This window comes from Collinsella ihumii, from assembly GCF_900046475.1.
GTDB classification, from domain to species: Bacteria; Actinomycetota; Coriobacteriia; order Coriobacteriales; family Coriobacteriaceae; genus Collinsella; species Collinsella ihumii.
This window is the reverse complement of sequence record NZ_FCOU01000006.1, coordinates 56,625-68,999: the sequence shown is the minus strand read 5'-3', so window position 1 is coordinate 68,999 and position 12,375 is coordinate 56,625. Positions and strand designations below refer to the sequence as shown.

Sequence of the window (12,375 nt, the reverse complement as noted above, 5' to 3'; positions counted from 1 at the left end):
CGTTGTTAGGCGTCTAGGACGAATTCGTAGAGGCCCCAGGCGGCAGCGATCATGATCACGTCGTAGGCCGCAGCCAGCGCACAAGAGGTCCAGTAGGCGCCGAACGTGCCCTCGACGCCCAAAAACGCGGTCGTGGTCGCCGAGACGCACGCGTAGAGCAGCGGAAAGATCACCGGGATGAACAGGATCGCCAGCAGCACGTCGCGCCCGCGCGTATCGATGGCGATGGTGGACAGAAGCGTACCCACGCCCGCCACGCCGACGGTGCCCACGGCGAGCGGCAATACGATCATGGGCGTCGTCGCCGCCACGTCCGCGCCGGACAGGAAAAACAGGAAGAACAGCGGGATCACGATGAACTCGACCACAGCCAGAAACAGAAGGTTCGACGTCGCCTTGGCCAAAAAGATCACGGAGCGGTCGACAGGCGCCAGCAGGATGCCCTCGAGACACCCCGACTCGATCTCGTGCGAAAAGCTCCGGTTGAGACCCAGAAGGCTCGTGAACACGATGAGGGCCCACAGCAGCCCGCCGGCAAACGACACCACCTGCAGGCCGTCCGCCACCTGCGAAAGCGCCGCACCGTAAATCGTCAGCACGAGCAGCGCGTAGACGACCATGGACGTCAGCATCTCGCGGGTGCGCAGCTCCTGCCGGATGTCCTTCATGAGCAGCGCGCGGAACTGCGAGAACCCCGAAGGCCGCCGCGATGCATCGGAGCGCTTCATCTAGGCCACCCCCATCCCGACGGTCGCCCGGTACAGGTCCTTGAACGCAGAGGCGTCAACCTGCTCCTTCTCGGCGCACACGACGACCTGGCCGCGCGCCAGGATCAGCGCGTGAGTGCACAGCTCGAACCCTCGGTCCAGATCATGGCTCACCATGATGAACGTGCGCCCCGCGCGAACGCGGGCGATGAGCCCGTCGAAAAGCTCGGCGGCATGCGGGTCCAGGCCGGAATAGGGCTCGTCGAGCAACACCAGCTCGGGATCGTTGATGAGCGCGCGGGCGATCGACAGGCGCTGCTGCATGCCGCGGGAAAACGTGCGCACGCAGTCGTTGCGGCGGTGATCGAGCTCCACCAGGCGCAGCAGCTCGTCGATGCGCGCGCGGTCGGGCGCCCCGTACAGGGAACTGAAGAACTCGAGGTTCTCGCGCGCCGTCAGGTCGCCATAAAGCATCGAGGTGTGCGAGATGAGCCCCACGCGCGACCGGAGCGCGTCGGCATCCTCCAGGGCGTCGACGCCCAGCAGGCGCAGCGAGCCGCGCGTCGGGCGCGAGAGCAGGGCGAGCATGCGCAGCAGCGTGGTCTTGCCCGCGCCGTTGGGGCCGAACACCGACAGGAACGCGCCGGCGGGCACCTCGAGATCGACCCCGTCCAGGCCGCGACGGTTGCCGAACTGCTTGACCAGGCCATGCGCCTCGACGGCCAAACCGGCACCCGGCAGGGGCGCCTCCCCCCTACCCACGACGAGCCTCCTCGCGTGCGCGCTCATCGGCAGCGAGCAGCGGCGTCGCGCGACGCGGCAGGCATGCGAATGCGATGCCCGCAACCGCCACGCCGGCGCCGATCCAGTTGAGAAGGATGAGCGGATTGATCTTCACGTGGATGGAAAGCGACCCGTCGGCATTCACGCCCTGGAACGCGACGAACAGGTCCTCGAGCGGCGTCGTGATCACCGCTGCGTTGAGCGTCTGCTGGCTGGTGGCCGCGGAGACCTCCATGGACGGGGCGATATGCCCCAGCTCGCGACCCGATCGATCGTACACGGTCATCCCGACCGCACGGATCATGTTGTCGGTCGCGTCGAACGAATCCTCGGTGCCGCCGTCGAACGTCAGAACGTAGTCGCCCACCTCGACGGTCTCGTTCGGCGTCGCGGACACATCGAAGGTCCGCTCGGTCACGTACATGGTCGACCCCACAAGGCCCGCCAGGGCGATGGCCACGCCCAGATGCGCCAGATAGCCGCCCGCCTGCGCAGGCGAATGACGGAACAGGTTCACGAGCGCCAGGGGCGCCGCCTCGCCCTTGTTGCGAACGCGGGCCGACATGCCCCGACCGAGCAGGTACAGCGAGCTCGTGAACAGAAGCGATGCCGTGAAGAAGCCCAGAATCGTCCACGCGAAGTAATACGGGGCGGGACCCTGCTCGGTGTATGCGGCCGCCTGGTCGCCGCCCGCGGCGACGACCTCGTTGTAGACGGGCACGAACTTCGTTACGAACAGAACCATGAAGCCGCAGAAGATCACCGCGCCGGCGATCGCGGGCACCCGCATGTTCCTCGCGAACGACGCGCCGTCGGTCTTGCGCCACCCGAGCATGGGACACACCGCCATGAGCAGGCAAAACAGCGTTCCCACCGGACGGGCGACCGCGTTGTACACGCCCGCGGGGATCACCTGCCCGCCGAGCGGCAGAAAGCTCGGCAGCGAGCTCGAGATCGTAAGGTAGGCGCACAGCACCGCGCCCACGATCATCACGATGTTCGTCAGGTAGTACGACCCGTTCTTGGACACCATGGACTCGATCTGGTCGTCATCCTCATACGTGCCATGGCGATGCACCAGGCCGATCAGGAACGCGAGGCCCGCGAGCACCATGATGCCGAGGAAGAAATACGTGGACACGGGGTCCTCGGCAAAGGCGTGCACCGACTGAACCAGGCCCGAGCGGGTGATGAACGTGCCGAGCACCACGAAGATGAACGTAATGGTCGCCGCGAACATGCTCCACTTCTTGAAGCAGCCGTGCTTGCGGTACATCGTGAAGCTGTGGATCATCGCCACCGACGTCAGCCACGAGAACAGGCTCGCGTTCTCCACGGCGTCCCACGCCCAAAAGCCTCCCCAGCCGAGGACCACGTAGGCCCACACCGCGCCGAGCGCCATGCCGATGGTGAGGAAGATGAACGCGAACACGGCGAGCCTGTCGCACAGCTCGACCCAGCGCGCGGACAGGTCGCCGCAGATGAGGGCCGCCATCGCGTAGGCGAACGGCAGCGTGACGCCCGCGTACCCGATAAAGGTCGCCGGCGGGTGCAAGATCATGGCCCAGTGCATGAGCAGCGGATTCATGCCGCTCGCAGGGCTCACCAGCGTGCCGTCGGCGTTCAGGTACTCGGCGGCCGTCGGCATGAAGGGGTTGTTGGATTCGGACAGCACGAGCGTCGCCGTGAACAGCGCGACGATGACCTCGGTCACGCCGAGCGCCGTCGAGGAGAGGTCGTCGGTCGCGTGCATGCGCTTCCAGGCGACTACCGCAGCGTAGACCGAGATGAGCCAGGTCCACAGAAGCAGCGAGCCCTGGCGACCGGCCCAGACCGCCGACACCTCGTACAGCGGCTTCAAGGGGCTGTCAGTCACCGGATAGTTGGACACCACGTATGCCAGGCTGTAGTTTTCGGACAGCATGCACGCGAGGATGATGGCGATGCAGCCGGTCAGCATGAGCGCGTTGGCGAACACCAGCAGATAGCCCGTGTTCACGAGGCCCTCGCGCCGCAGCTTCACGCCTCCGATAAGGCAGACGGCCGCCGCAAGCGCCACCGCGAGCGCCAGGACCTGCAGCGCATTGCCAGCCATTGCAATCATATGGGATGCCCCCTGTTCCCCTTGCCCGTCATGGCACGCACCGATGCCGCGGCGTCACGCCCCTGCCACGTGGCACAAGACCCGCAGCGCTGCGCGCCAAAAAGCGTTATTCGGATACCGCCTCGTCGATGGCCGGCTGCTCGCTTGCCGTGAACGTGCCGTCCTCACCGAGCGCGCCGGATACGACCACGGCCGTGCCGTCGACGATGGCGTCGTCCAGACCGCCGTCGTAGCGCACGTTGAGCGTGGCGCCCTGGGACTCGATCGTGAAGCGATAGTCAGCATCGACCGCTTGGATGTCTCCGCGCACGTAGCCGCAGATCTTGGTGTCCTTGCCCACCATGGCATCGCCCTGGTCGAGCAGACCCTTCACGGTCAGCGAGCCCTCCGCGCTCTCGTATTTGGAGGGGCACTTGGTCACCATCTCGGTCGCGTTGAGCACGCCGTCTTGCACCGTGCCCGTGCAGATGGCCACCACGCCGGCGCCGAACGTCGCGGGAAGGGCGCCGTCATAGCTCACCTGCAGCTCCTCGGACGCGTCGCCCTCTTCGGGCGCGATCTCGAACACCGCCGTCGAGCCCTCGTTTGAGATGGAGTCGGCCACCACCGAACCGGATACCTGGACCTTCTTGCCCTCGTACCCGCCGCCGAGCACGTCGCCGATGGACAGCGACGAGGCCGCCCCGCCGCTGCCCGCGATAGCGACGATCACGAGCATGGCGATGATCACGATGCCGCCCACGACCACCAGGCGGCGCTTTGCTTTCTTGTTCATGTGCACTCCAAGCACAGCATTCCTCCGGGGAATCTGTGCGCAACGATATCGTGTTTTGCCATCGGTCAAGTATACAATGGGCGCATGGCGCGATCGGGCGCGTTCGGCATGCAACGGGCGATTGAAAGAGCAAAATCATGGTTCTGGCAGTTGATATGGGCAATACGCAGACCGCACTCGGGCTGTTCGACGGCGAGGAGCTCATCTACTCCTGGCGCATGCCCACCGACCGCACCTTCACCAAAGACGAGATCAACGTGCGCCTGCAGGGGTATTTCCGCATGTACGGGCTCGATCTGTCCTGCGTGGGCACCATCGCGTTCGCCGGCGTGGTGCCGCAGCTCACGCGCGAATGGGAGGGCGTGGCCCGTCAGCTCGGCGCGGCGTTTTTGGCCGTCGGGCGCGACACGGCGCGCGTCACCGCCATCAAGGCGGACAACCCCGCCGAGGTCGGCGCCGACCGCGTCGCCAACGCCGTGGCCGCCGCCGCGTTCTACGGCTCGCCCGCCATCGTGGTCGATTTCGGCACCGCTACTAATATAGATGTGGTCGACGCCTCGGGCAGCTACATCGGAGGCGCCATCGCGCCGGGCATCCGCATCTCCATGGACGCACTCGTGGCCCGCGCGGCGCAGCTTGCCAGCGTGCCGCTCGAAGCGCCCGCGCACGCCATCGGCAGCAACACCATCGAGGCCGTGCAGAACGGCATCGTGGTGGGAGCGGCCGCCATGGCCGAAGGGCTCGTCGCCCGCATCAAAGCCGAACTTGAGGCGCCCGACGCCTATGTCATCGCCACCGGCGGCCTCGCGAGCGTCGTCGCCCGGTCGACCGACGCGTTCGATGCGGTGGATCCGACTCTGACGCTTCGCGGCATCCAGGAGATCTACCGGCGGATGACGGAATAGCGGCTGGGTTGCCGCTGCGTTTTCCCGCAGAAACCTCCACGACATCGGGCATGGGTTGAAACGAACCCGTCCCCAATCAACCCATCAGCACGCTACAGCGCGCGCAGGCTGACCGCCTCGGCAGGATAGGTCTGCTCGCCGCCCGGCGTCATCACGCAGGCGCGACCCCATACGTCAAGCCCCGCGAACACGCCGGTGTTCATGAGGTGCCCGTTGGGAGACAGCACGGCGACCTGATGGCCGAGCATGGGCACCAGATCGAAATACTCGGAAAGAATCGGGGCCAGCGGACCGGCCGACGCCCGGCCCTCATGCACGAGGGCCGCCCACGCGTCGACGCGCGCGATCACGGCGTCGCGCAGGCGTCGGGCCACGTCGGGCACCTCCACCGTGCCAGCCGCTTCCCCCAAAAGTTCGTCCAACGACACCGGCGTCAGCGCGCGCGGCGCCTTCGGCACGTTGCCTTCTGCCGGGGCCTCGATCTCGACGGGATGCATGTTGACCCCCATGCCCACCACGGCAAAGGGGCCGGCCTCGCTGGCGCGGGCCTCGACAAGGATGCCCGCGAGCTTGTTGTCGAACGCGGTCGGCGTGCGGTCGTCGGCATCCACGCGGGCCACGATGTCGTTCGGCCATTTGATGCCGACGCTCCCCGCAAGACCCAAACCGTGCAGCGCGTCGATGACGCCCATGGCGCATACCGCCGGCAGCGCGATGAAGTGCTGCATGGGGACCTGGGGCCTCAGCACCACGGACATGTAGAGACTGCCCGCAGGCGACGCCCACGTGTGCCCGCGCCTGCCGCGACCGGCAGTCTGCTCGTCGGCGCACACGGCCCAGCCGTGCGGGACGCCGCCGAGCGCGGCGTCGATGGCGACATCGTTTGTGGAGGGCACGGACGCCTCGAACACCAGCGGCGCCTCGTTGCCGGAAAGCATCTCATCTGCCATTACAGCGTCCCCAGCTCCTGCGTCACGTGACCGACGCGCTCCTCGGGCTCCTTGACGTCGACGCCCTCGTAGCGGAAGAAGCGCGCCGGGTCGTGGACCAGGTCCTCGAGCGGCACGAGCACGAAGTCGCGCTCGCCCAGCTTGGGATGCGGCAAGCGCAGCTTGTCGCCGCCGTGGATCTCGCCCTCCATCCACAGCAGGTCGCAATCGAGCGTGCGCGGCCCGTTGGGCTTGGCGCTCGCGGTGCGGTTACGGCCGAGCTTGCCCTCGACCTTCATGAGCTCGTCGAGCAGGATGAGCGGTGCGAGCTCCGTGCGGATCTCGATCACGGCGTTCGCGAAGGGCTCCTGGCGCTCCTCGTAGGCGGGCTCGCTCTCATAGATGCGCGAGCAGTTGGACACGCAGGTGAGCGGGATCTCGGCGATAAGGTCCTTGGCGGCGCGGATGTTGTCCATGCGCCGGCCCAGGTTGGAGCCGAGGGCCACGAAGGCGCGCCGCGGCTGAGGGCGGGCGACCGCCCAGTAACCGTTCAGGAACTGCGCGAAGCCGGCGACATCGTGCACGCGCACCACGTTGGCACCGGCCTGGATGGCTCCCAGGCACACGCCGAACGTCGCGGCGTCGCGGTCGGCCTCGATGTGGCGACGCAGGAAGTCGATACGGTAGTCGTCGTCGATCGAGCCGTCGGCATTCGGCTCGTCCTTGGCGCCCAGGCCGTTTTCCACCACGAACAGCGGCTTCTGGAAAAAGGGGAGGGCCCCGCGGGAACATCCCGCGGGGCCCTCCCCTGCGACGAAGCGCCGTCCACCGGTCAGCGGCACCCAGCTCTCGCCCACGCGGCTTCCCCCGCAGTACCATCGGCGCTGGCCGGCTTAGCTTCCGGGTTCGGAATGGGACCGGGCGTGCCCCGGCCGCCAGGACCGCTGACCGGTGGGCGGCGCTCCGCCCCGGGGGCGCCCGCGTGCCCCTGAGGGCCGCACAGCGAGTCTCGGGAGCGTCCGCGGTCCGATGCGGTCGGAGTGATGTGTTGAGAAGAGCTCGGGCGATTAGTACCCCTCGGCTGAGCGCGTCGCCGCGCTTGCACCTGGGGCCTATCAACCAGGTGGTCTACCTGGGCCCTTACCGAAAGGAGAACTGATCTCGGGAACGGCTTCCCGCTTAGATGCCTTCAGCGGTTATCCGCGCCGGACGCGGCTACCCGGCCATGCCGTCGGTCGACAACCGGTTCACCGGAGGTCCGTCCACCCCGGTCCTCTCGTACTAGGGGCAGCCTCCCTCGATTCTCCTGCGCCCACGGAGGATAGGGACCGAACTGTCTCACGACGTTCTGAACCCAGCTCGCGTACCGCTTTAAACGGCGAACAGCCGTACCCTTGGGACCTGCTCCAGCCCCAGGATGCGATGAGCCGACATCGAGGTGCCAAACCTTGCCGTCGATGTGGACTCTTGGGCAAGATCAGCCTGTTATCCCCGGAGTACCTTTTATCCGTTGAGCGACGGCCCACCCACTCGGGGCCGCCGGATCACTAGAGCCTGCTTTCGCACCTGCTCGACTCGTGGGTCTCGCAGTCAAGCCCGCTTGCGCTCTTGCACTCAAAAGGACGGTTGCCGACCGTCCCGAGCGGACCTTCGCGCGCCTCCGTTACCCTTTAGGAGGCGACCGCCCCAGTCAAACTACCCACCTGGCACGGTCCCCGGGCCGGGTCACGGCCCCGGGTTAGGACGCCGGGCGCGCGGGGGCGGTATTCCAAGGTCGGCTCCGCCGGGGCTGGCGCCCCGGCATCTCAGCCTCCCGCCTATCCTCTACGCGCGCGTCCAGCGGCCAATGCCAAGCTGCAGTGAAGGTTCACGGGGTCTTTCCGTCCTTCCGCGGGTAGGTCGCATCTTCACGACCAGTGCAATTTCACCGGGTCCATGGTCGAGACAGCGCCCAAGTCGTTGCGCCTTTCGTGCAGGTCGGAACTTACCCGACAAGGAATTTCGCTACCTTAGGACCGTTATAGTTACGGCCGCCGTTTACCGGGGCTTGGCTTCGCCGCCTCGCTTGCGCTAACGGCTCCGCGTGACCTTCCGGCACCGGGCAGGCGTCAGACCCTATACGTCGCCTTGCGGCTTCTGCAGAGTCCTGTGTTTTTGGTAAACAGTCGCTTGGGCCTCTTCACTGCGGCCGGCCTCCGCTCCGGGGGCGAAGCCCCTTCACGTACGCGCCGGCACCCCTTCTCCCTAGGTTACGGGGCCATTGTGCCGAGTTCCTTGACCATGGTTGACCCGATCGCCTCGGTATGTTCTACCCACCCACCTGTGTCGGTTTGCGGTACGGGCGGAGGGGCCCCTGCCTAGGGGTTTTTCTGGGGACCTCGGGCTCACTCGCTTCGCTTGAGTCGCTTCGTCCGGAGCCTCGCCCTCGCGCGGGACGGATTTCCCTGTCCCGCGGGCCGCGCTCCATCACGGGGGCGTCCAGAACCCCGCCGAGCCACCCCGATCCGTCGCCCCGTCGGTCGTGACGGTTCCCCTCCGGTGCAGGAATGTCTGCCTGCTGCGCTTCGGCTACGCCTGCCGGCCTCGCCTTAGCCCCCGACTGACCCTGGGGGGATTAGCCTCGCCCAGGAAACCTCGGGTTTACGGCGGACGAGTTACTCTCTCGTCTCTCGCTACTCATGCCAGCATTCTCGCTCGCGCGCGGTCCACGGCCCGGTTCCCCGGCCGCTTCGCCCCGCGCGCGACGCCCCCCTACCGATGAACTTAGGTTCATCCCGCCGCTTCGGTACCGCGCTTAGCCCCGTGTATTGTCGGCGCGCGCCCACTCGACCAGTGAGCTGTTACGCACTCTTTGAAGGGGTGGCTGCTTCTAAGCCAACCTCCTGGTTGTCTGCGCGAGCGCACATCCTTTGCCACTCGGCGCGGATTTGGGGACCTTGGCGGGCGGTCTGGGCTGTTTCCCTCTCGAGCACACAGCTTAGCCCACATGCTCTGACTGCCGGGATCTGGGCCTGCGGCATTCGGAGTTCGGTTCGAGTCGGTAGGCGGCGAAGCCCCCTCATCGATCCGGTGCTCTACCTCCGCAGGCGAACTCCCGACGCTAGCCCTAAAGCTATTTCGGGGGGAACGAGATATCTCCGGGTTTGATAGGCCTTTCACCCCTATCCCCAGGTCATCGGGGCACTTTTCAACGTACTGCCGTTCGGCCCTCCACGGGGTCTTACCCCCGCTTCAGCCTGCCCAGGGATAGCTCACCCGGCTTCGCGTCCGCGGCACGCGACTGGAACGCCCTGTTCGGACTCGCTTTCGCTACGGCTCGCTTCCCAGCTTAACCTCGCCGCGTGCCAGCGACTCGCTGGCTCATTCTACAAAAGGCACGCCGTCACCCCGCGAGGGGGCTCCGACTGCTCGTGGGCGCGCGGTTTCAGGTACTGTTTCACTCCCCTCCCGGGGTGCTTTTCACCTTTCCCTCGCGGTACTCGTGCGCTATCGGTCACAGGAGAGTGTTCAGGCTTGGATGGTGGTCCACCCAGGTTCGGACCGGGTTTCACGTGCCCGGCCCTACTCAGGCGCCGCGTCCGCGCCCGACCCGAGGGTACGCCTACGGGGCTGTAACCCTGTGCCGCCGGCCGTCCCATGCCGTTCGGCTCCCCTGGATCGGTGCGCGCCGGGGGCGGCAGCCCCCGGGCGTCGCGGCCCTACAACCCCGGCGGCGCGAACGCTGCCGCGCGCATGCGCCCGCCGGTTTGGCCATGGCCCCCTTCCGCTCGCCGCTACTCGGGGGATCTCGCAGTTGATTTCTCCTCCTCCGGGTACTTAGATGTTTCAGTTCCCCGGGTTGTCCTCCCGGGGGCTATGGATTCGCCCCCGGGATGCCGGAACTCCTTCCGGCGGGTTCGCCCATTCGGAGACCCGCGGGTCGAAGGGTGTGTGCCCCTAACCGCGGATTATCGCAGCTTGCCGCGTCCTTCATCGGCTTCCTGTGCCAAGGCATCCGCCGCGCGCCCGTGATATCTTCTCGTTGCCGTCTGATATCCGCGCCCCGGGGGCGTCCCCCGGGGCGGCGCGAACATACCGGCCGGGGCGGTATCCGCCCCGGCGACCAGATGCTCATTGCTACTACCCATATATAAGGATCTTTTCTCTCAATCCTTTTACCTTTCGCAGAATCGATATCCGTTCTTCACTCTGTCAATATCGCTATCGAATCGTATTTCGCTCTCGCCGGACGCCGTGTCGGCGTCCGGGCTCGCTATGCGGCTCTCAAGGTACGCGGGGCGACCCCGGGGACCGGACGCTGCGGGGAAACCGGGGAAGGCCGAGCGGGCACACCTGGCCGTAGCAATTGTGAGATATTCACTTCGTCTCTTCCCATGGAAGCTGTCTCTCCCTAGAAAGGAGGTGATCCAGCCGCACGTTCCCGTACGGCTACCTTGTTACGACTTCACCCCCCTCACCCTCCACACCTTCGACGCCTCCCCCCCTTGCGGGTTGGGCCGGCGGCTTCGGGTGCAGACGACTCGGGTGGTGTGACGGGCGGTGTGTACAAGGCCCGGGAACGCATTCACCGCGGCATGCTGATCCGCGATTACTAGCAACTCCGACTTCATGGGGGCGGGTTGCAGCCCCCAATCCGAACTGGGGCCGGCTTTCAGGGATCCGCTCCCGCTCGCGCGGTCGCATCCCGCTGTACCGCCCCTTGTAGCACGTGTGCAGCCCAGGGCATAAGGGGCATGATGACTTGACGTCGTCCCCGCCCTCCTCCGGCTTGACGCCGGCGGTCCCGCATGGGTGCCCGGCACTACCCGATGGCAACATGCGGCGGGGGTTGCGCTCGTTGCGGGACTTAACCCAACATCTCACGACACGAGCTGACGACAGCCATGCACCACCTGTGTCGGCTCCTTCCGGCCACGGGGTCTCCCCCGCTTCACCGACATGTCAAGCCCTGGTAAGGTTCTTCGCGTTGCTTCGAATTAAGCCACATGCTCCGCTGCTTGTGCGGGCCCCCGTCAATTCCTTTGAGTTTTAGCCTTGCGGCCGTACTCCCCAGGCGGGACGCTTAATGCGTTGGCTGCGGCACGGGGGGATCGTCCCCCCACACCTAGCGTCCATCGTTTACGGCTGGGACTACCAGGGTATCTAATCCTGTTCCCTCCCCCAGCTTTCGCGCCTCAGCGTCCGTCTCGCCCCAGAGGGCCGCCTTCGCCACCGGTGTTCCACCCGATATCTGCGCATTCCACCGCTACACCGGGTGTTCCGCCCTCCCCTACCGGACCCAAGCCGCGCGGTTCGGGGGGCGGCCCGGGGTTGAGCCCCGGGATTTGACCCCCCGCCTGCGCGGCCGCCTACGCGCGCTTTACGCCCAATGAATCCGGATAACGCTCGCCCCCTACGTATTACCGCGGCTGCTGGCACGTAGTTAGCCGGGGCTTCTTCTGCAGGTACAGTCTCGTCTCGTCCCTGCTGAAAGCGGTTTACGACCCGAAGGCCTCCGTCCCGCACGCGGCGTCGCTGCGTCAGGGTTGCCCCCATTGCGCAAGATTCCCCACTGCTGCCTCCCGTAGGAGTCTGGGCCGTGTCTCAGTCCCAATCTGGCCGGTCGGTCTCTCAACCCGGCTACCCGTTGTCGGCACGGTGGGCCGTCACCCCGCCGTCTACCTGATGGGCCGCGGAGCCATCCCCCTCCACCGGAGTTTTGCCCGCGCCGGGATGCCCTGGCGCGGGGTCATCGGGTGTTACCCGCCGTTTCCGGCGGCTATCCCCGGGAGGGGGGCGGGTTCTCCACGTGTTACTCAGCCGTTCGCCACTCGCTTCCTTCCGGAGAAGGGTGCCGTTCGACTTGCATGTGTTAGGCGCGCCGCCAGCGTTCATCCTGAGCCAGGATCGAACTCTCCGTCCAATTCAAAGGCCCGCTCGGAGCGGGCCGTGAGGCCGGGGTGCCCGTCCGGCCGGCATGACGCCGATCGGATCCATCTCGTATGCGTTCGCATCTTCTGGAGTTAAAAGGAACTTCGCGGGGCCTGGCGTCAAGCCAGACCTCACTCGTCACTTGGTTCTTCTGGTACACGATCGCACCGGGATCGGTGCTCGTCTTCCCTAAAGTTCCTCGCAGTATCCGGTTCTCAAGGTGCCCGCCTGCGCGGCCCCGCCGCGCGGCAAGGAGTTATAT

At 66.4% G+C, this 12,375-nt stretch carries 6 protein-coding genes, 3 rRNA genes and 1 pseudogene; 1 reads left to right on the top strand and 9 read right to left on the bottom strand.

All coding sequences use genetic code 11. The features are described from left to right. Positions 1-5 precede the first annotated feature (5 nt). The 4 genes from BN3789_RS05150 to BN3789_RS05135 form a co-directional block, all read right to left on the bottom strand. The gene (locus BN3789_RS05150) at positions 6-728 is read right to left on the bottom strand and encodes a heme exporter protein CcmB (RefSeq protein WP_066831274.1); all 723 of its coding nucleotides are present in this window, start codon (positions 726-728) and stop codon (positions 6-8) included. Then, positions 729-1,469, bottom strand: coding sequence for an ABC transporter ATP-binding protein (locus tag BN3789_RS05145; RefSeq protein ID WP_229254208.1), 741 nt, complete (start codon positions 1,467-1,469; stop codon positions 729-731). Continuing rightward, positions 1,462-3,594 (bottom strand): heme lyase CcmF/NrfE family subunit, encoded by a 2,133-nt coding sequence (locus BN3789_RS05140; RefSeq protein ID WP_079989104.1) that lies wholly within the window; start codon positions 3,592-3,594, stop codon positions 1,462-1,464. Before BN3789_RS05140 ends, BN3789_RS05145 begins: the two co-directional genes overlap by 8 nt. Positions 3,595-3,700: 106 nt before the next feature. Further along, positions 3,701-4,369: a cytochrome c maturation protein CcmE domain-containing protein gene (locus BN3789_RS05135; RefSeq protein ID WP_066831271.1), complete on the bottom strand. Its 669-nt coding sequence runs from the start codon at positions 4,367-4,369 to the stop codon at positions 3,701-3,703. Between the two features lie 137 nt (positions 4,370-4,506). Between BN3789_RS05135 and BN3789_RS05130 the strand changes: the two genes are divergently transcribed. Next, complete coding sequence (locus tag BN3789_RS05130; RefSeq protein ID WP_066831268.1) at positions 4,507-5,274, top strand: type III pantothenate kinase; 768 nt, start codon at positions 4,507-4,509, stop codon at positions 5,272-5,274. Positions 5,275-5,366: 92 nt separating this feature from the next. Here the strand turns inward: BN3789_RS05130 and BN3789_RS05125 are convergent, their stop codons facing one another. The 5 genes and pseudogenes from BN3789_RS05125 to BN3789_RS05105 all read right to left on the bottom strand — a co-directional run bounded on the left by BN3789_RS05125 (position 5,367) and on the right by BN3789_RS05105 (position 12,105). After that, positions 5,367-6,224 carry a biotin--[acetyl-CoA-carboxylase] ligase gene (locus BN3789_RS05125; protein ID WP_066831265.1) on the bottom strand — a complete coding sequence of 286 codons (858 nt, stop codon included), beginning with the start codon at positions 6,222-6,224 and terminating at the stop codon, positions 5,367-5,369. Continuing rightward, a pseudogene (folK, locus tag BN3789_RS05120) lies at positions 6,224-6,970 on the bottom strand (2-amino-4-hydroxy-6-hydroxymethyldihydropteridine diphosphokinase); the annotation flags it as partial. The gene BN3789_RS05125 and the pseudogene folK, both read right to left, overlap by 1 nt. 63 nt (positions 6,971-7,033) lie before the next feature. Next, positions 7,034-7,152: ribosomal RNA gene (rrf, locus tag BN3789_RS05115) — 5S ribosomal RNA — on the bottom strand. Positions 7,153-7,250: 98 nt separating this feature from the next. Then, a 23S ribosomal RNA gene (locus BN3789_RS05110) occupies positions 7,251-10,224 on the bottom strand. Positions 10,225-10,597: 373 nt separating this feature from the next. Next, positions 10,598-12,105: ribosomal RNA gene (locus BN3789_RS05105) — 16S ribosomal RNA — on the bottom strand. The 16S, 23S and 5S rRNA genes sit together here, the layout of an rRNA operon. Between the last annotated feature and the right edge of the window lie 270 nt (positions 12,106-12,375).